The organism is Brevundimonas sp. (genome assembly GCF_013823285.1).
GTDB lineage: Bacteria > Pseudomonadota > Alphaproteobacteria > Caulobacterales > Caulobacteraceae > Brevundimonas.
In genome coordinates, this window is the sequence record NZ_PNLV01000003.1 from 24,973 (window position 1) to 43,008 (window position 18,036).

An 18,036-nucleotide genomic window follows, 5' to 3' on the forward strand; every position below is an offset into this window, starting at 1 on the left:
CAGACGGGCCCCTGCTCATCGCCCGAGGGTCCGCGTCCAGAACCAGTGAACGAGCCGTCGGCGATGGGTCACGAAGTCCGCAGTGACGCCCATGCCCGAACGCAGACGCCCCTCGACGCGCGGGGGAGGCGTCACGTCCTCAACGGTGACGAGATACAGCGCCGGGCCTGGCGGGAGCCCCAGACGGGCGATCTCCTGCGGCGGCAGCGTGGTCGACGATATGTACGATACCCTTCCGGATCCGGCGCCGTACTGGCGAAAGGGATAGGCGTCGAACTTCAGGCGCACGGCATCGCCGGTTCTCAGGCGGGCGACCGCCGCGCCAGACGCGTAGAGCCGGACCTCGAGTGTTTCACCCGGGGGCAGGATGGCGGCTATGAGGTCACCCTGGGAGACCGAACTGCCCGCGTCCCTGAACAGGACGGCGACGGTGCCGGCGACGCCGCTGGTCACCATGATCTGGTCGGCCGCCTGCTCCTGAACCCGGCGCGCGCCCAGAGAGGCCGCCGCGCGCGAACTGTCGAGCTCAAGGCGTTCTCTCTCCAGGGCGACGATGCGGCCCGCTTCCTCAGTGTCCGATATTTCCCGTTCAAGAGCCTCCAGCCTGACATTGAGCGCGCCGATCTCCTGGCGGCCCGCCAGGGCCGACAGGCGTCGGCTGTCCATTTCCCGCCGGGAGATGAACCCCTGTACGGCGACCTGCTCCGCATCCGCCAGGGCGTCCTCGGTTATGGCCAGCCGCTCCTCTGAGACCTGGCGCTGCGCCCGCACCAGGTCCCTCTCCGTACGAAGACTGCCTGCTGTCGCCCGAAGTTGCCGTGTCCTTGCGTCAAGCTCCCTCTGCCGCGCCTCCGTCTCCCGGGCAGCCAGCGTCGTCTCTTCGTCGATGTAGGAAAGGCGCAGACCTGCAGCGCTGCCCTGGCTCACGGCGTCCGAGACGGAGAGGCGAGCAACCTCTGCGCCGGCGGCGATCCGCTCGCCTGACGAGACCGAAAGGCTCTGGATCACGCCGGCACGGGGAGCGGCCAAGGTTACCACGCCAGCCGGGGGCGCCGCATGACCGGCGGCGGTTTCGCGTCTTTCGTACTGGACGAAGACCAGCGTCAGCGCCAGGGCGATCGCAGCGGCCAGAACCGTGCGACGAAGCAGCGGCGTCTCCGGGACGCGAAGGAACCCGGGACGGCTCATCCTGACGGGGCCAGGCGCCTGCGGGCTTTCGCGCAGATCTCCATGGCGTCGACGGACGACGCCTCGCTCCCGGCGCGGCTGGACGCAGTCAATTTCAGCCCTGCAGGCCGCCAGACGGTGTCCGGTCGGCCGGTGGCTTGACCTTTCCGGAAAGAAGCTGGGTCGCGGCCCAGTCTTCCAGGATGCCGTCCACCGTGCGCGGCGCAACGCCCGTCGTGGCTTTCACACAGAGGTCGCAGAGGGACGGGTGAGGGGCAGCGACGTCGAATCCCCGGGCCTCGGCCATCACTTCATACAATCGCCGGGGGCCCATGGTGTTGATGAACCGGAAGTGCGTTCGGCCCGTCATGCGGGCGCAGATATCAGCGAGCGGTTCGCGATGAACGTTCCCCGCCGCGAACGTCGACAGTTTCCCTCCGGCGCAGCAGCACGCCTGGAGGGTCCCGTCGGGGTAGACCACCGGCCGCTGGCCGACTTCCTGGCATCCGCCGTAGCTGAAGGTGTCCAGCGAGGTGAGATAATGCTCCTCAGGATACTCGGCCGCGCGGCCCATCCCCACGAGACGCCCCCCCGAAACGAGAATCCTGGACGAGCCCTGGGCTTGGAAATCCTGGAGCGAGGCCGGGCTGGACGGCTCAAAGCGCACCAGCTGGTCGCGGTCCACGCCATAGAGTTCGGCGAAGACGTCGCAGATGTCTTCCGGTCCGTTGTGCGTAAAGCTTACGGTGATGGGATACCCCATCTCCCGGGCTATCGCGATGGCGCTGTGCAGGGTTGATGCGGGCTGAAACTCCAGATGGTATTTGTCGGCGCTGAAGTTCAGCGACGTCAGCCCGGCGAAGCGAAGGCGGCGGAGAAGGCGCCGCCCTTTTTCCGGGTGTTTTCCCCAGAAGCCGTTGGTCACGATGCGTGTCTCGAAATCGAGATCGGATGCGCGTTCCACCAGTGTTTCGATGTCTTCAGGATGAACCAGAGCCTCGCCGCCCGTGAACACGATGGTTCGGATCGCCGGTTTGATCAGCGCGGCCTCGTCGATGATCCGCTCCGCCAGCTCCAGTGACATGCGGTCGCGGTTTTTGGGGCCGGAGTTGATCCCGCAGTGTCGGCACTCGATGTTGCACGTATGGGAATACATGATTCCCAGTTCATTTATGGCGGGCATCAGGTCGCGGCTCCATCACTGATAGGGGTGATCTCCGGATCCGCAGGCGAAGGTTTCCGTTTCGCGATCATCCGGTTCATGGACGAGGGAGAACGGCGTCCCGAGGGGCGCCCGTCGGCATCGGCGGGAAGGATGGCGCTGAGCATGGCGCCGAGCCGCAGGTCGCCACCTTCGGAAGGCCCGTCGTCATCCTCCACCGTCAGCGAGAAGCGGCCATGATCGAACGGCAGCCCTGGTGCGGCGGCTATGAGTTCAAGGCGCTCGCGCTTGCCTCTGGAGTGCAGCTCAAGGGCCCTGTGGTGGCAGTAGGGATTGTTGCCGGGGCGCCCGAATAGCGCATGCGAGGTCCAGGTGCAGCCCCCGAGGCAGGCGTCCGCATGCTCGCAGCCATGGCAGAATCCCCAGAGATCCTCGCGCGTGCGCTTACCGAGCCCGGTCACTTCGGATTTTGACCGCCAGATCGTCTCGATCGACTCTTTGCGAACGTTCCCGCCGGTGTAGGCCCCGCTCGGCAGGGAAGGACATCCCTTGACCTTGCCATCGGCCTCGAGACCCAGGCTGGCCTGTCCCGCCAGGCAGCCCCTCCAGAGATGGCCGGCTTCGCCGCCGATACGCAGGGCGCGCTCGTATGGACCGAAGTAGCCCACGTTGTTTCCAGGCACCAGGTTGACAGTGGTTCCCTTCAGCTTGCGCGTCTTGATCCAGTTCAGGATCGGCATCACTTCGAGCAGGTCATAGGGCTGCAGGATCAGCTCCGGTCGATCCGCCGCACGGCCCAGCGGCACCGTGAGCTGCACCTGCCACGCGTTGACGCCGATATCGACGAGGACATCAGCCAACGCCGGGAGCTCCGGCGCGGAAAGTCGGTTTATCTGCGTATTGACTCCCAGCCCGATGCCCGGCGTCTCGGCGATCCGCCGGGCGCAGTCGACTGCAGCTTCGTAGCTCCCGGGCGCACCGCGAAGCTTGTCGTGCGTCAGGCCGATTCCGTCGATGGAGACACCGATCTGGCTCACGCCTGCGGCCGCGGCCTCGGCGAGCCTCCAGGCGTCCAGGCCCCGTCCTCCCGTGACCATCGAACAGGTCATGCCGCTCTGGGTCACCGCGGCGGCTATGTCGACCCAGTCCTCCCTCAGATAGGCCTCGCCCCCGATCAGGGTCACTTCCCTGACGCCTAGCTCCGCCAGCTGGCGGACGACGTCCAGCGACTCGGCGGTTGAGAGTTCATCGGTGCGCTCCGCCCCGGCCCGCGACCCGCAGTGCCGGCAGGCGAGGTCGCACTTGAGGGTGATCTCCCAGACTACGAAGGCCGGAGGCGCGCCGGCGCGCCATTGCCTGACGACCCGGGATATATCCCCGTCGAAGACAGCGGCCGCCCGCCGGGCGGCCCCCATCAGTTCAGCCGGGCGAGAAAGGAATCCAGAACATCCCGGGTGAGGGCGCTGGCGGTGAGGCCGTCAGCCCCGTGAACGCTGAATGTGAGCGCATCGGGCTCCGACCGGGCCAGGGCGCGCAGGACCTTCAGATCGGCGGCGGTGTTGTTCCCGCGCAGTTGCTGCTGGTCATCGCCGGGGTCACCAGGGCCCACAGCGATCGCAACGCCGTAAATCGCGATTGCAATGGCGACCGTGCTGGGGGGTTCGTCCGGCCCGAGGATAACCTGCGGGAATTGCGGATCGGCGCCGGGGTCGGCCAGGAGTTCCTTCAATCCCTCCCAGATATCTCCATCGGACCCAGCCGGAGTGAGAAGACGCAGCCGCGCCTCGAGCGCCATCATGTCGGCGGACTCTGGCAGCTCGATGGTGTCGGGATCGTATCCTCTTTGCTGCAGCGCTTCGGCGGGAGCGGCCAGGAAATGGCGCCTGAAGCCTTCATCCGAGCGCAAGGTTCCAACAAGGCCGCCTACGGAATTTTCAACTGATGGGTTCTGCATGATGCCCGGCTCCCTCGCCCGGAAAGTCAGTTCGTCGCCAAAGTTTCCCGCCCGTCGCCCGTCCAGGCGGACAGGAAGGACGCTCGCCGCACCAACACGGTGGGACCTATCCACGGTTGTATCTTACATAGGTTTTCCCGTCTATAGGGGTTGTGTTCTTTCGCCGAATATCGCCAAATAGGTGTACTGATCTGAACGTCTGCACGGACTTCCGAGGCGCGGACAGTGACTGCGCAGGTCAGGCCCCGTCGCCTGGCCCGAACAGATCCATCGGGGTGGACGCCAGAGATGGCGCACCCTAAGCGTCAGTTGTGATCACCTCGGGCTGAAGACCGCCTAGCCAGGCGTTTTCGGGTCTGCTTTAGGAGAGAGACATGATCGCCGCATGGGTCGGTTTCGTCGCATTGTCTGTCCAGCCTGTATCAACCCCCTTCACCGTCGAGTCCGTCGATCAGCATGTCATTCATGGGCAGGTGGATCGCGCGAACGGTCCGGCCCGGGGCGCGGTGGTGATGGTCGCCGGCTCGGGAGCCTTCGACAGGGACATGCGCTTCGGCCGAAGCGGCACGGACCGCGACGCGATCTTCGCGGATCTGGCGGGTCGCATGACGTCGAACGGCTTGGATGTCGTGCGCTATGACCGGCGGGGCGTCCGTCACGGGGTTTCCGCCCTCGAAGCGCTCGACCGGGAAGCCTATCCAGGCGTCACAGCCGACAACCTGAGCCGGGATCTCGAGGCCGTCTATGCATGGACCAGGTCGTCCAACGGGCTCGGCGCGCGGTGCGTCGTGGTTCTGGTGCAGTCAGAGGGCGCGGCGCATGCAGCGGGAATGGCGGCCCGAGGCGAGGTCCCCTCTCCGGATTTGCTGATCGGGATCGGCGCGCCGCTGGAAAGCAAGGCCGCTGTCCTGCAGTGGCAACTGACCCTGAGGGACGCCGAATCTCTCGAAATGATGGATCGCGACGGGGACGGGGTCATCACCAACGAGGAGGTGGAGGCGAACATCGGGACGACGCCGTCAGGCGTTTTTGGACGCGCCGAGCCCTTTCTGCAGCCCGACGGCGGCTGGACCGCGGCGGAAATCGAAACGCTGAGGCGAAACCAGCGCGCCCTGTTTGAGCAAACCCGTGAGGCCGCTCTGGGGCTTCCGGACGAAGATCCCTATCCTGACGCCCTCACGCCTGTCTTCAGCCAGGGATGGTGGAAAAGCTGGTTCACTGACGATCGCCCCCTAGCGAGGCTATTCTCCACCTGGTCAACGCCGATGATCCTCCACTACGGATCCCTTGATTCCCAGGTTCGCGAGGCGCGCCAGCGCCCCGCGGCCGAGGCGTATCTGCCCGATCATCAGGTCCGGATCGTCTTGCACCCGGGAAGAGGACATTCGCTCGGCCCGCATCAGCTCATGGGGCCGATGGACGAAGCCATTGCTGATGAAATCGCTCGTGACGCCTCGAGGGCCTGCGGAGGGTGAACCGGTCCCGGAGACGGATCCCGTGGCGTGAACGCGGGCGGAGAACTCCCGCCCGGGGGCGTCAGACCTGATCGGCGGCAGCCCGAGCGGACTCTGGCGCGAAGCGTTCCGTTGAAGCGTCTTCCGTGCCCAGCTCGTCGATCCGGCCGGCGCCCACGGTCAGGATCCGTCCGGCCGCCTCGACGAGGGGCGAGCGGTGCGCCACCACGATGCGGGTTAGCGAAAGCTGCTCCACCAGGTGCACGATCGACTCCTCATTTTCGCGGTCGAGGTTGGCCGTGCCCTCGTCGAGCACGAGAATCTTCGGGCGTCGGTAAAGGGCGCGGGCGAGCAGGATGCGCTGCTTCTGCCCGGCGGAGAGACTCGACCCCATATCTCCGACGAGGGTGAGGTAGTTCATCGGCATGGCGACGATTTCCCCGTGGATCTGCGCCGCCATGGCGGCCATGTGAACGCGATTCAGGTTCAGGTCGGGGTCGAAGAACGCAATGTTGTCGGCCAGGGTCCCGGACAGCAGTCGATCGTCCTGTGACACGACACCCAGGTTCGCTCTCCAGGACTGCCAGAGGGCGCTGTCCGCAGGCTGGCCGTCGATCAGGATCTGACCCTCCGTCGGCGCGGCCAGCCCCAAGATCAGTTTGAGGAAGGTCGATTTTCCTGAGCCGGACGGCCCCACGACAGCAATATAGTCTCCCGCGCTGATTTTCAGATTCACCTTCTGAAAAATCCAGCTGTCGGCCATTCCGTAGCGGAACGAGACGTCCCGAAGCTCCAGTCCGCCAAGCACCTCTCGCGTCGGGGCCGTCTGCTGGCTGTCCGGCTGAGCCGAGATGATGTCGCCGATGCGGTCGATATGGATGCTCAACGCCCTGAACTGCAGCGCGCGGGATATCAGCGCAACCGTTCGGTCCGTGAAGGTCTGACGGAAGGCGAGAAAGGCGATGATCATGCCGATGGACAGGCCGCCGGCTGTAAGGACTTCGGTTGCACCGATATTGACGATCAGAACGACCTGGAGCCCGGTCGCCAGGTTCTGCAGGAACAGCTGACTCGTCTGCAGGCGGCCCAGTGAGACGGTCGCATTGAACTGTCTGGAGTAGAGATTCCGCCAGGACCCCTCGCGTTCCGCTTCACGCCCCATGAGCTTGATCGTCGTGGCGGCGCGGATCGTCTCCATCAGGTGGGACTGTTCGCGCGCAGACGTGGCTATCGCCTCTTCGGTGCGGCTGCGGGTAGCCGGGTAGAACGCTAGGCCGACCAGCAGGACAATGATGACCGAGGCGAGGACGATGAGGGTGAGCTTCGCCGAATAGGCGAACAGGATGATCAGGGCGACCAGCGACATCGCTCCGTCGATCAGCGCCGAGAGTATGCCGGAGGTGAGGGCGTCCTGGATCTGCCGCGTGGAGCCGACCCTCGACAGGATATCGCCGACGTGTCTTTTCTCGAAATAGGTGGCCGGAAGGCGGATCAGGTGACGGACGAGGTTTCCGACCATCTGAAACATCATCTGGTTGCCGAGCAGCTGAAGACTCCAGTCACGGACCGCCTGCGTAAGTACCTGGAGGAGGACGACCGCGCCGAAGCCCAGCGATATGACGGTCAGCAGATCGAGGTCATTGTTGGCTATGACCTGGTCGATAACGATCTGAAGCTGAAACGGGATCGCGAACGTCGCGGCCTGCAGCGCGAGAGAAAGGCCTATGACGAAGGCCGCATGCCTATAGACGCCGCGCGCATTGCTCCAAAGGCTGCGAATCGAGACCGGCGCTCTCGCTACGATGGGTTCGAAGCTGGCCGATGGATGCAGCTCCAGGGCCACGCCGGTGAAATGTTTCGAGAACTCTTCCACGGGCATGCAAAGACGTCCGCGCACGGGGTCGTGGATGACCATCGAACCGCGCCGGGCGGAGACCAGGACGACGAAGTGGTTCAGGTCCCAGTGCACGATGGCCGGAAGCGCCAGCTTCGGCACGGCGGAAAGCTCCAGTCTCAGGGTCCTTGTCGAGAAACCCATCCTGTCCGCAAGTTCGGTCAGGCTTCGCAGGGTGGCGCCGGCGATGGAGACCGGAAAGCGCTGTCTAAGACCATTCAGATCAACATCATGGCCATGATAGCGCGCAATCATGGTCATGGAGACGAGACCGCACTCCGCCGCTTCCGCCGACAGGATAACGGGCATTGCGGGCTTGCGTGGAAACCGCAGATCAATATCGGAGATCACGTCCGGCGTCCCACCGCGTAGAGCGGATCGAGGAGCCACTCCAGAAGACTGCGACGATCGACGATAATATTGGCGGTCAGGATCATCCCGGGCTGGAGCGCGATCCGCTCGCCATAGGCCGAAACAAAGTCACGCTCGAGTTCGACCCGGACCTTGAAGACCGGTTCCTGCAGCCCCAGGCCGGCGATAGCTACTTCGGAAGGTGCCAGGACCGTGCTCGAGACGCTGTCCACACGTCCCCGGCCAGAGCCGAACTTCTGGTAGGGATAGGACTGGTACTGAATGCTGACGGTGTGCCCTTCGCGCACGAAGCCGGCCGCCCGCGACGGAACGAAGATTTCCGCCACCACCCTCTGACTCGTCCCGGCCAGGATCGCGAGCGTCGCTCCGGCAGGGACCGATTGGCCCTGTTGAGCGGGGAGGGCGAGAACGCGCCCGGCCACCGGCGCGGTCAGCCTGTAGCGGGCCGCGGACGTCAGCTGGGTGCGCCGCTGTTCCAGCTCTGACGTCGCGGCCAGTCCCTGCTCACGCGTCTGTTCGATCGCGACGGGCATCGTCCTGATCTGGTTGTCGGTCTCGACGATCTCGCGCCGCAGCGCCAGGGACACACTCCGGGCCGTCGAAACCGCCTGTCTCGCGGCGAGCCACTGGGCCTCGGCGCGTTCAAGATCACGGTTGGAAAGATAGCCTCTGGCGTGCAGATCGCGGGCCCGTTCCACGGCGGCGGCTTCAAGCGCCTGCTGCTGTCCGAGAAGTTCTGCGCCAAGAAGGGATTCGGCATGTTCGCCCTCAAGGGCGGATCGTCTCGCCCTGAGACTGTCCAGAGTCAGTCCGAGCCGCGCGACTTCCGCTTCCATGCTTGCGCTGGTGGCTCTGATCTGCGCCGCCGAAAGGGCCTCAAGCCGATCGCCGTCATCGCCGGAGACCGTGTCGAGTGATCGACGGATCTCGGCCAGATCTGCGCCCAAGGGTACGATATCGCCTTCCTGGATGAATACTGTCTCGACCAGTCCGCCTTCGCGCGCCGTGGCGCGGATGATGCCGCCGCTGGGGACGAGCCAGCCGACGGCCGCCTCCTTCCTCGCGTAGGTGGACACCGACGCGAACACAATGGCGCTGGCCACGACGACGACCAGGGCGATCCCCACCGAAATCCAGTTGAAGCCCAGGTCCAGAGTGACTTCGCCATCCAGCCGTCGAATAGCGTGTGAGACGCTTTCTGGTCTGAACAGTTTCATTCGTGTCCCGGCGTGACGTCAGGCCGTGCGGCGCAACAGGCGCTCAGCGCCGCGGCCATCGCCAACGCCAGCCGCCTTCCGTTTTCAGGGCTGCGATCACGAAGAAGCCGATAAGCAGGCCGGCCATGGCCACCCAGCGCAAGACACCCTGAAGGCCGCCAGCGGCGGCGACAAAAAGTACAATGAACGCTACAAAGAGCACCCACCCCTGCCAGGCGATGGGCAGGGAGGAGCCGTAGCCGTATCGCTTGGCTGCGAACCAGGCCTTCGACCGGGGCATCAGGTTTTCTCTCCCTGCAGGGGTACGGACTCGATCAGTCCAGCCCGACGCGCGTCCGTAATGACACCCACAACCTGGAACGGGTCGACGCCTTCTCGCGAAGCGAGCTGCACAATCTGCAAGGGCGACTTGTCCCCGTCGTTGATCATCCTGCCGATAACGTCGAGGAGCCCGGTCTCGACCTTCACGTGAGCGCTTTCGACCCCGACGCCGCGCTCGTCGTCGAAGAAGTCAATATGTTGGCCGAAACGGATGGGAGCGTGCGGATCAATCTTCGATCCCATGTTCCGCGCGATCATCTCCTTCATGGTCGCCGCGAGATTCTCCGGTCGGTCGTACCGGGCATCGTCGAAGACGATGTATCCGTCCGGCCATTCATCGCAGGGCGCCGTCGGACTGATGAGACGGACTCTTCGCTCGACGATGTTGATGAGGAAACCCGTGACGCAGGCGATCGTGCCGTTCACTATGGTGCCGTTCTTGTGCTGGACGGGGCCTTCGGCCTGCACGGAGCGACCCTGATAGGCGCGCCCGGCGCCGGACTTGGGCGCAGGACTCCCCTTGTTCTGAAGCACCAGCTCCACGCCCAGCAACTCCTCCGGTGTGAACTCCTGGTGGATCTGAAGCAGGATCTTGGTCGTGAGCACGGAAAAGCGGTTGGGGAAGGACTTCGAGCGTTCCCAGCGCGCCAGGACGGCCCGGGTGAGCTCCTTGTTTCGCAGTGGGATCGCCGAGGTCGTCTGGGGCAGCACGCCAACCACCTCTTCATAGACATCGAGGAAGTCCGCGTACTCCGGATTGTCCAGAGGTTCGGTCGCCCAGTAACAGAAGCCCGTTTTGAGACCGGGGCCAAGTACGCTTTGGACCGCGCGCAAGGTTTGCTCCCACTCGTCCCGACCGGCGCCCTGAACAGAGAAATTGCCCCCGAATTTCGCGGCCGAAATCCCGCAGAACCAGCATCCCACCGAGCATCCGCTGGAGAGTTCGAACGTGACGGGAGGGTGCACGATGCCCTGTGAGTGCGCCCCGAGCTCGAAGGCGGTCCGGTTGATCTGGCGTCGCCGCCACTGATCAAACGCCGGATCGGCGCCTGCGGTGTCTCCGATCTCCCGGATCTTGTCCCGAAGGCCCAGGAGCCCATGGAGATGTTCATCCCAAAGGGCGGTCAGGGGCCAGTCGTCTGCGGTTGCGCTGGACCTGTGAGCGCTGAACTCGATGTTGAACACAGGCTGCAGACTCGTGAGGTCGAGTTCGCACCCGCACGCGGCGGCGGCTTCCTCAAGGCTCATAACACCTGCGAGGACAGCCCCCCGGTAAACATCGTCCCCCTGGAATCTCTCCAGAAAGCGCTTGATATGCGCAATCTGTCTCAGCTGTTCCGGAGGGCGTGAAAACGCCTCCCGGAACGCTGAAAAGACATCCTCGTGGGCGACCGGCTGCGCGGCCAGGCTGCCTGCTTCCGGCATGTTACGAAGCCGCCCTTGTAACCGAGGGCTCAGTGGCCAGCAGGAAGGCGAGCGCCACAGCCACCGCCGCCGCCGCCACCGCCACGACGACAACGGCGAAGGCTTCGGTCAGGACGACCGCATTGCCTTCAACGAAGGTCGACGTGCCGGCGCCGCCGACCCACTTGATCTCATCTTCGGTGAGTTCGCGCATTTCGCCGGTCTGATCGTCGTACATCTTCAGCTTCGGAGCCTTTGGAGGTCCCATCGCCGCGACGTTCTCGATCACCTGCTGGGATGCATCCTCTTCCGAGAAGTCGTAACCTAGGCTCTGCGCCCCCTTGGCCAGGGCGCCGATATCAAAACTCTCGCTCAGACAGGCTTCCAGCACCGCCGGGTTCGACATTGCGGCGGCTCGGAAACGCTCAATCTCGGTATGCATAGTCTCCTCCTGAATAGCAGCATGGCATGAATTACACCTGAGAGTTGCAGCGGTTGATGCGTCTTGTCAAACCTTAGATGCGTATAAATCAGTCCGGCCATTATCTCAGGTAGTGCCCCCGTCAGCAGCACGTCACCGGCACCGGCTTCGCACCGCTACCCGACAGCCTCCGTCATTACGTCGCGCTGGCTGCCGAATGCCCGAGTGAAGACAAATGCGAGAGTCCGGTGGAGCTGACACCCCGCTGGCGACCCCGCGAGGGCTCCCAGCGGGCGCGCACCGACACGCGGGGGGCTCTCGAACCGGTGTGGAGGCCCCGGCGCCAAGGCGGGCCAGGGACCGCTTGAGTCACGTACCAATCAAACTCCGCAGGCTTGCGCGGCTCCGCGGCTTTGCCTCATGGCCAGGCGGCCATGCGCGCCGTTCAGCCGAAGACCGGGTCTGTGAAGACGCAGGATTTGCCCGACCCGTTCGGAGGAGGGCCAGGGGCGGTAAGAAGGAGGGCGTCCAGAGGCGTCCTGACTGAGCGCGGGAAGTCCGGGCGGAAGCCGGTCGCTTTCGCCAACTATATGGAGAGCACGCTCCGCAGCTTGGAGAGCGCCCAACGCAGCCCTATAGTGAAGCATGCCGCGCATCGCCCTCACCCAGCCCCATCCCTTTGATATTGAAGTCGGCGCCCGCGTCGCCATCCGGAGGCGGGCCATGGGGCTCAGTCAGACGGACTTGGGTCAGGCCGTAGGGATAACCTTCCAGCAGGTCCAGAAATACGAACGCGGCGCCAATCGCATCTCGGCGTCGCGTCTTTTCGAGATGTCGAAGGTTCTTGGCGTAAGCTGCGCCTGGCTGATGGGCGAGGAGGGCGCTCCCGGCGGGAGCGACCTCAGGGGCGTTGATGCGTCTTCCCAGAAGCTTCTGGTGGCGTGGGAACGGCTGGACGCGCGCGACCAGGTCGCGGTGCTCAACCTCGCACAGACCCTGGCGGCTTCGAAGCCGCCAGTCTGACGTCTGCGTTAACCCTCTGGACTATCGCCGCTTTCCCCCCCTAACTTGGCGGACGGACGGGGGAGGGACAATGCGGGGAAATCGCCTGACGCAGCGCGAAGTGCAGTGTGTCGTGCTGGCGGGCAAGGGGTATACGGATAAGGAAATCGCCCAGCGACTTCGCCCCGGCGGACGGGGCATGTCCCCGAAGACCGTCAGCAATCATCTTCACAGCGCCTATCAGAAACTCGGAACGCGGAGCCGGGACGCCGCCGCCGCCATGGTCGCCCGGAATTACCCAGTTCCACCTATACCTATACCCGAAGCGGACGCGGGCGGGCCTGATCCGGTCGTCGCCGCCGGCCGGGATGATCGGGGCGAAGACGGTGGACGGGCCGGCAATCCCCTTTATGGGGCCTATGTCGCGCTCGGCGCTTCGCGGGTTCCGCCCCGCTGGGTGGGCTCGCGGACCGGCCTGATCCTCATCTGGACCCTGTTCGGTCTGATGCTGATCATCGCCGGTTTCGGAGTCCTCACCGCCTTCGGGTCCATCGACCGGTTCGCGGACGACGCCTTTCGATCAACCGCTGAAGGCGTGAACAATGAACCGCAACCCCAAGGCCGATGATTTCGCATCAGTGACGGCCGCTGAACTGCAGACGTTCGAACAGATCCTCGACCAGGCCATCGCCAGCGGCGGGCAGGTGCTCATTACGCTTTCGGCCGGACGCACCAGCGCCAACCTGGCGGCGGCCATAGGCCAGAAGGGGGCCGAAAGGCTCGCTGCAGCGCTGCAGGGCCTCCTCACTGTCCGCGGCCACGTGGTGGACGCCCACCGTTATCTGGAGCGAGACGCCAGGGCGATGGGCATGAACTGGAGTCTCTTCGCCCCCCTGGAAGACAAAGACGGCTCCACAGTTCCGGACCGACCCACGCGAACCGCGACCCTGACATGAATAGCGATTGATGACGGCTTTTCTGCTTCCCGCGAACCTCATCGCCCTCGCCCTGCTGCTGCGTTTCGGAGGCAGGCAAGACCGCCTGGGCGCCGTGGTGTTCACCGGGGCGCTGATCATCACCCCGTTCGTGGATCACATCCTATGGGGGAGCTGGAAAGCCGGTGCGGCCTGCGTGGATGCCCTGATGCTCATCGGCTTCTGGACCCTCGCGGAGCGATACGACCGCTGGTGGCTGGTGATGGCCGCGGGCTTTCAGCTGATCGCCGTCATCACCTTCGTCATCCCGTGGTTTCAGCCGGGAGCCTATTTCATCTGGACCGGCGTCACCCTCCGAATCGGCGTGTGGCTCCTGCTGTCCATCACCCTCTTTATCGGCGCCTGGGAAGCCTGGGCAGCCCAGCGGTTCGCCAGGGAGGCGACCAATGACCCAACCAACTTTCGAAGAAGCCGCGCTGCACTGGCCACGTCTGAGCGCCGGTGATCAGGCGGAGACCGCCCGTGAAGACGATCTGTATCTTGCCTGCGAGGAGGTCATCCTTAGTCGTGAGATCACCACCCACGACGACGCGGTCCTTGTCTGCCAGGTCCTGCTGGACAACCTGAGATCAGGCCAGCGTTCAGACGAGCTCGATATCAGGGCTGTAGCTTCTCTGAGAACCTGGCTCGCCGGCCTGGCCGATGACGGCGATCTTGCCAGGGCGACAAGGACTGGTCTGGCCGAGTGACCGCCAGAGTCTGCGGCGGCTCCCTGTCGAGACGGCATCGGCTCTCAGGCGCTGGCGTTGGATGGCCCTCCCTTCAGGGCGTAGCGCAGCTCGAAGTGTTTCGCGCCTGAGGGAAAGACACGGATGCCGAACCGGCGTGCGCCGGACACGCGACGTTCGTAGGGCCTGGCCTGCGGCCTCAGGGTCGCGAGCTGACGATCCGTGGTGAGAGGCGGGACAGCCATGAGGGCGCCTGTCGAAACAAATCAGACCGAGGAACCCTAATCTCTGGCGCAGTAGTGGGGCAATCGGTGCGAGTTTCTCTGAAAACGCCTGAAAAACGGTGAAACAGGAATACTGCCTATTCTTCGCCGCTTACTGATTACGTGGAAAACTCTGAAATGTAGAGAAACTGCATTCGATGCGTTTTGCACCGAGAGGGTCGGCGGTTCGAACCCGTCGCCGCCCACCAATCCGTCAGCTTTCGTGGCTTGAGCCTGGCCCCCGCGCAGGGGCATAGGCTGGCAGATGCTGACCCTTCTGTTGATTTCCACGATTCTCGCCCAGCCCGTCCACGCCGACTGGGGCGGGCAGGGCCTCTGGCCTGCGCCGCGTCAAGGCTACGCCGCTGTGACGGCGCCTAAGACGCCGCCGCGCGGAAGCCCTGATGTGCGTCGCGCCCTCTACGCGGGCAAGGTGGAAGCCGCCTGGCTGCTGGCCGGCGGCGTTCCGCAGCCATCAGAACCGGAAGCTTGCCCGTAGCAGAAGGGCGTAGCGGACGTAGTCGTCCAGGAACTCCGCATCGGCCTCGACGGCCAGCATGCCGAGCTCGTTGCCCACGTTCAGACGCAGACCGATGATCGGGCCGCCTCCTTCGAGGCTGTCGGCCATGAGATCGAAACCGGGACCGCCGCTGAGGAAGCGTGCCGTGGTCACCCCGCCGTCGTGCGAGATGATCTGACGCCAGCCAACCCGGAGTTCGGGACGCAACCACTGGTTCTCGCCGAAGCCCATGCCGAAGTTCAGGGCCGCCGTGGTCGAGAAGATGTGGCCGTCACGGTCCTCGACCGCCAGATTGAAGCCGTCGCCGCCGCCGGTTTCCTCGAAACCGTCTTCGCTCAGGGCGAAATATTCGGCCAGGACTTCCGGCCGCAGGCTGTAGCGGCCGAAGCTGCGTTCATAGGAGGCGCCGGCTGCAACCGTGACCGTGTAGCCGTTCCAGTCGGCTTCAGCGCGCCGAAGGATGCCTTCGCCCACAAATTGGCGCACCGATTCAAAGCTGGCGTAGCCGCCGGCCGCACGGGCCCAGGTGGTCCAGGCGCCGCCCTGGGCGCGCCAGTAGAGGCCCAGCTCGATCAGATTGGCCGACAGCCGCTCTTCAGCGGCCGCGCCCGGCTCTTCGAGATCCGAGGAGGTGAAGGCGGTGGACACGCCGATGGCGCCGAAGGCCGTTCCCCGCTCCACGCCGCCGGCGAATCCGAAGCCCTCCGACTTGAAGCCGTAGGCGTTGTCGGTCTCCTTGTCGGCGTAGAAATTGATTTCCTGCAGCCATGCGCTGGTCTCGCCGCGCGCGGCGCTATTGTTGCGGCCCGCGAGGGCCCGGGTCACCGCATCCACGCCCGATGCCAGGGAGATCAGGGCGCCGCCGGAGTGATCCGGCAGCATCTGCTCGTACACCGCCATCAGGCCGTCTCGCCCGTTCTGGGTGAGGAACGCGTTGCGCAGCTCCTCGTCGGAGTTCAGGGCGTTGTAGACCGCATCAAAGGCGGCCGATTCCGACTGGATCATGCCGATCTCGTCGGCGGTGCGGCGACGCACGTCCAGGTAGACCTGGCCGGCGGCTTCATCCGCTCCGGCCTCGACCACGAACAGGAATGGCGAGTTTTCTATAAGCGACGTCTCGTCGATATCGCCGAATTCCAGCACGCCCGCCTCGATGACGACATAACGGGTCGGATCATTCACGAGAGAGACGAACCGGGCGCCAAGACCGGCGCCGTCCGCGAAGCTGGCGGTTCCCGAGACGTTGAACCCGCCGGACGTTCCCGACGCCGGGTCGATGGTGAGGATCAGATTGCCGTCGGCGCCGACGGACAGGCTGCTGATGTCCAGAGAGGTGGTCTGCTGGGCGTCCAGGAGCCCGCTCGAGACGTCAATGGACAACAGGCCTCCGGTGGCCGACAGGGCGCCGCGCACCTCGGCGTCGCCGCTGATCAGAAGGCTGTCCGCGCCGGAACCGAAGTCGATGTTTCCGAAAACGAACCCGTCGCGGATATCCACGATGTCGGCCCCTGAGCCGAGCAGAATGTCGCCGCTGATCACCGGCGAGGTGATGCCGTTGGCGGGCGGGTTCTCGGGATCCGTCTCCAGAAGGAGCTGGGTCAGGGTGACGCCGGTCGTGTTGGCGCTGACGTCGATGGCGATGCGCTGTCCTTCGGTGGGAATGACCTCACCGTTCTCATCCCGGGTCGTGACCGTCGTCGCCTGGATGACGCCGATGTTGTCGATCTGGGTGAGCGTGCCGCTGAGGTCGCGAATTGTCACGGCGTCGCCAATAGGTCCCGTGAGCACCGATTGCAGGCGGCCGGAATTGTACAGGGAGGGCAGGCTGGCGCCGGCTTCGACAAGAATCGCCGTGGCGTCATGATCGCCGTCGGTCACCGCGCCGCCGAGGATCGTGCCCGAGTTGCGGAGGATGGGAGTCGTGACGCCGTCGCCGAACCGGACCGCCGTCGCGGCGGCCTCTCTCGACCGCGCTTCAACGCCACCTTCGTTTTTGAAGCCGCCTTCAATGGTGACCGCGTTGCCGCCTGCGACGCCGACCTGGATGCCGGTCGCCTCGACGCCGTCATAGACGCCCGAGGCCGTCACGCCCCCGCGGTTGATGAAGCCGTATGCGAGTTCACCCGTCCCCACGAGACCCAGGGTGATGTCCCGGGTTTCTGAACCGATCTCGATGGCGGGCGCGGAGCCGAACGAGGTGATGGCGGCGGTTGTCTGTTCGGAGTCCGGAACGCCGTCGCCGTCCCTGTCGGGGTTGTCTTCGTCATCATCGTCGTCAGCGGGGGGAGCCGTGGTGGCCAGCAGAACGCCTCCGGCGACGTTGCCGCTGATGCGGACGGCAGGGCCGCCGATCAGGAGGTCGTCCTCGTCCAGGGCGTCCACCGCCTCCTGGTTGGCGGAGCGGCCAGTATAGCGGAAACCGGTCACGGTGATGTTGCCGTCGATGCGCAGGGATCCGCCGATATCGCCCTCAAGCGATACGCCGACCGCATTCTCGCCACGGGCCGTAATGGCGCCGCCGACCCAGACGTCGCCGGCGACGTCTCCCGTGCTGCGGATCGCATAGGATCCGTCGCCGGTCATGGTGACGCTGCCGCGCATCACCAGGTCGCCCGTCAGTCCCGCCTCATTGAAGATGCCGTAGGAATTGTTGCCCTCGACCGTAATGGCCCCCTGGCGGCCGACCAGGATGTCGCCGTCCAGCGCCTCGGCGCCCACGACCCGAATGCCGTAGCGATCCGATCCGATCGCGAAGGGGCCGTCCAGATCGCCGTCCTCATCCTCGTCTTTGGCTGTGTAGTCCTCGGTGATGCTGATCAGGCCGTTGACCTCGATCGAACCGGAATTGCCGCCTTCCGCCAGAATCGCGGTGGCGCCGTCGTCGGCGTCCTCCATCTGGATCAGGCCGCCGTTGGCGATCGTGATGTCGTTGTCGGAGTTCAGGGTCGCCGCGACACCGGTGAGGATCCGGAGAGTGCCGCCATTGGCGATCACCACATTGTCCGCCGCGCCGTTATTGGCGTTCGCGGTCAGAATCGGCGTGGTGCGCGTGTTCGAAATCTCGGTGTCGGCGTGGGCGGCCCCGGCGGCGATAGCGAGAGGTGCGAGCGCGACGGCGGCCGCGAGCAGTTTACGCATGGATTAAGAACCCCTTGGTGACGCGCGCCCGATACAGTCTGGCCCCGACTCCGGGACCGAACGGCACGCCCCAAGTTTCTCGAA

General features: G+C 65.0%; 17 protein-coding genes. 7 read left to right on the forward strand and 10 right to left on the reverse strand.

Translation table 11 applies throughout. The features are described from left to right. Positions 1-15: 15 nt before the first annotated feature. From C0461_RS01005 to C0461_RS01020, 4 genes are all read right to left on the reverse strand, one after another. The gene (locus C0461_RS01005; RefSeq protein WP_292103152.1) at positions 16-1,188 is read right to left on the reverse strand and encodes an HlyD family efflux transporter periplasmic adaptor subunit; all 1,173 of its coding nucleotides are present in this window, start codon (positions 1,186-1,188) and stop codon (positions 16-18) included. A gap of 94 nt (positions 1,189-1,282) precedes the next feature. After that, positions 1,283-2,350 carry a radical SAM protein gene (locus tag C0461_RS01010; RefSeq protein ID WP_292103154.1) on the reverse strand — a complete coding sequence of 356 codons (1,068 nt, stop codon included), beginning with the start codon at positions 2,348-2,350 and terminating at the stop codon, positions 1,283-1,285. Continuing rightward, positions 2,350-3,744, reverse strand: a complete 1,395-nt coding sequence (locus tag C0461_RS01015; RefSeq protein WP_292103155.1) for a radical SAM protein — start codon at positions 3,742-3,744, stop codon at positions 2,350-2,352. The genes C0461_RS01010 and C0461_RS01015 overlap by 1 nt, the downstream gene beginning before the upstream one ends. Further along, complete coding sequence (locus C0461_RS01020; RefSeq protein ID WP_292103157.1) at positions 3,744-4,283, reverse strand: hypothetical protein; 540 nt, start codon at positions 4,281-4,283, stop codon at positions 3,744-3,746. Before C0461_RS01020 ends, C0461_RS01015 begins: the two co-directional genes overlap by 1 nt. A gap of 374 nt (positions 4,284-4,657) precedes the next feature. Here C0461_RS01020 and C0461_RS01025 point away from each other — a divergent pair, with 374 nt between their 5' ends. Beyond that, complete coding sequence (locus C0461_RS01025; RefSeq protein ID WP_292103159.1) at positions 4,658-5,758, forward strand: hypothetical protein; 1,101 nt, start codon at positions 4,658-4,660, stop codon at positions 5,756-5,758. Positions 5,759-5,819: 61 nt separating this feature from the next. Here the strand turns inward: C0461_RS01025 and C0461_RS01030 are convergent, their stop codons facing one another. From C0461_RS01030 to C0461_RS01050, 5 genes are read right to left on the reverse strand one after another with little or no spacing between them, the layout of a single operon-like run. Then, positions 5,820-7,982 carry a peptidase domain-containing ABC transporter gene (locus C0461_RS01030; RefSeq protein ID WP_292103161.1) on the reverse strand — a complete coding sequence of 721 codons (2,163 nt, stop codon included), beginning with the start codon at positions 7,980-7,982 and terminating at the stop codon, positions 5,820-5,822. After that, on the reverse strand, positions 7,979-9,220 hold the full coding sequence (locus C0461_RS01035) for an HlyD family efflux transporter periplasmic adaptor subunit (protein WP_292103162.1): 1,242 nt from the start codon (positions 9,218-9,220) through the stop codon (positions 7,979-7,981). Before C0461_RS01035 ends, C0461_RS01030 begins: the two co-directional genes overlap by 4 nt. A 43-nt stretch (positions 9,221-9,263) precedes the next feature. After that, the gene (locus tag C0461_RS01040; RefSeq protein ID WP_292103163.1) at positions 9,264-9,500 is read right to left on the reverse strand and encodes a hypothetical protein; all 237 of its coding nucleotides are present in this window, start codon (positions 9,498-9,500) and stop codon (positions 9,264-9,266) included. Further along, positions 9,500-10,966, reverse strand: coding sequence for a radical SAM family RiPP maturation amino acid epimerase (locus C0461_RS01045; RefSeq protein WP_292103168.1), 1,467 nt, complete (start codon positions 10,964-10,966; stop codon positions 9,500-9,502). The genes C0461_RS01040 and C0461_RS01045 overlap by 1 nt, the downstream gene beginning before the upstream one ends. 1 nt (position 10,967) lies before the next feature. Then, positions 10,968-11,387, reverse strand: coding sequence for a hypothetical protein (locus tag C0461_RS01050; protein WP_292103173.1), 420 nt, complete (start codon positions 11,385-11,387; stop codon positions 10,968-10,970). 624 nt (positions 11,388-12,011) lie between these two features. Here C0461_RS01050 and C0461_RS01055 point away from each other — a divergent pair. The 6 genes from C0461_RS01055 (at position 12,012) to C0461_RS01080 (ending at position 14,793) form a co-directional block, all read left to right on the forward strand. Then, positions 12,012-12,389 (forward strand): helix-turn-helix transcriptional regulator, encoded by a 378-nt coding sequence (locus C0461_RS01055; protein WP_292103177.1) that lies wholly within the window; start codon positions 12,012-12,014, stop codon positions 12,387-12,389. A gap of 70 nt (positions 12,390-12,459) precedes the next feature. Continuing rightward, on the forward strand, positions 12,460-12,996 hold the full coding sequence (locus C0461_RS01060; protein ID WP_292103187.1) for a helix-turn-helix transcriptional regulator: 537 nt from the start codon (positions 12,460-12,462) through the stop codon (positions 12,994-12,996). Continuing rightward, a complete protein-coding gene (locus C0461_RS01065) occupies positions 12,971-13,324 on the forward strand; it encodes a hypothetical protein (RefSeq protein WP_292103189.1) in 354 nt (117 codons plus the stop codon). The genes C0461_RS01060 and C0461_RS01065 overlap by 26 nt, the downstream gene beginning before the upstream one ends. Before the next feature lie 10 nt (positions 13,325-13,334). Further along, on the forward strand, positions 13,335-13,808 hold the full coding sequence (locus C0461_RS01070; RefSeq protein WP_292103190.1) for a hypothetical protein: 474 nt from the start codon (positions 13,335-13,337) through the stop codon (positions 13,806-13,808). Next, positions 13,750-14,052 (forward strand): hypothetical protein, encoded by a 303-nt coding sequence (locus tag C0461_RS01075; RefSeq protein ID WP_292103191.1) that lies wholly within the window; start codon positions 13,750-13,752, stop codon positions 14,050-14,052. The genes C0461_RS01070 and C0461_RS01075 overlap by 59 nt, the downstream gene beginning before the upstream one ends. A 507-nt stretch (positions 14,053-14,559) precedes the next feature. Continuing rightward, positions 14,560-14,793 carry a hypothetical protein gene (locus C0461_RS01080; RefSeq protein ID WP_292103193.1) on the forward strand — a complete coding sequence of 78 codons (234 nt, stop codon included), beginning with the start codon at positions 14,560-14,562 and terminating at the stop codon, positions 14,791-14,793. On the opposite strand, the gene C0461_RS01085 is transcribed toward C0461_RS01080, so the two are convergent. After that, positions 14,770-17,952 (reverse strand): autotransporter domain-containing protein, encoded by a 3,183-nt coding sequence (locus tag C0461_RS01085; RefSeq protein WP_292103194.1) that lies wholly within the window; start codon positions 17,950-17,952, stop codon positions 14,770-14,772. The genes C0461_RS01080 and C0461_RS01085 overlap by 24 nt on opposite strands. Positions 17,953-18,036 lie beyond the last annotated feature (84 nt).

Bases quoted from the DNA above. Each gene is read 5' to 3' on its own strand.
- C0461_RS01005 (WP_292103152.1), bottom strand. From the start codon at position 1,188: ATGAGCCGTCCCGGGTTCCTTCGCGTCCCGGAGACGCCGCTGCTTCGT.
- C0461_RS01080 (WP_292103193.1), top strand. From the start codon at position 14,560: ATGCTGACCCTTCTGTTGATTTCCACGATTCTCGCCCAGCCCGTCCAC.
- C0461_RS01075 (WP_292103191.1), top strand. From the start codon at position 13,750: ATGACCCAACCAACTTTCGAAGAAGCCGCGCTGCACTGGCCACGTCTG.
- C0461_RS01060 (WP_292103187.1), top strand. From the start codon at position 12,460: ATGCGGGGAAATCGCCTGACGCAGCGCGAAGTGCAGTGTGTCGTGCTG.
- C0461_RS01035 (WP_292103162.1), bottom strand. From the start codon at position 9,220: ATGAAACTGTTCAGACCAGAAAGCGTCTCACACGCTATTCGACGGCTG.
- C0461_RS01010 (WP_292103154.1), bottom strand. From the start codon at position 2,350: ATGCCCGCCATAAATGAACTGGGAATCATGTATTCCCATACGTGCAAC.
- C0461_RS01025 (WP_292103159.1), top strand. From the start codon at position 4,658: ATGATCGCCGCATGGGTCGGTTTCGTCGCATTGTCTGTCCAGCCTGTA.
- C0461_RS01020 (WP_292103157.1), bottom strand. From the start codon at position 4,283: ATGCAGAACCCATCAGTTGAAAATTCCGTAGGCGGCCTTGTTGGAACC.
- C0461_RS01015 (WP_292103155.1), bottom strand. From the start codon at position 3,744: ATGGGGGCCGCCCGGCGGGCGGCCGCTGTCTTCGACGGGGATATATCC.
- C0461_RS01040 (WP_292103163.1), bottom strand. From the start codon at position 9,500: ATGCCCCGGTCGAAGGCCTGGTTCGCAGCCAAGCGATACGGCTACGGC.
- C0461_RS01070 (WP_292103190.1), top strand. From the start codon at position 13,335: ATGACGGCTTTTCTGCTTCCCGCGAACCTCATCGCCCTCGCCCTGCTG.
- C0461_RS01085 (WP_292103194.1), bottom strand. From the start codon at position 17,952: ATGCGTAAACTGCTCGCGGCCGCCGTCGCGCTCGCACCTCTCGCTATC.
- C0461_RS01055 (WP_292103177.1), top strand. From the start codon at position 12,012: ATGCCGCGCATCGCCCTCACCCAGCCCCATCCCTTTGATATTGAAGTC.
- C0461_RS01050 (WP_292103173.1), bottom strand. From the start codon at position 11,387: ATGCATACCGAGATTGAGCGTTTCCGAGCCGCCGCAATGTCGAACCCG.
- C0461_RS01065 (WP_292103189.1), top strand. From the start codon at position 12,971: ATGAACCGCAACCCCAAGGCCGATGATTTCGCATCAGTGACGGCCGCT.
- C0461_RS01045 (WP_292103168.1), bottom strand. From the start codon at position 10,966: ATGCCGGAAGCAGGCAGCCTGGCCGCGCAGCCGGTCGCCCACGAGGAT.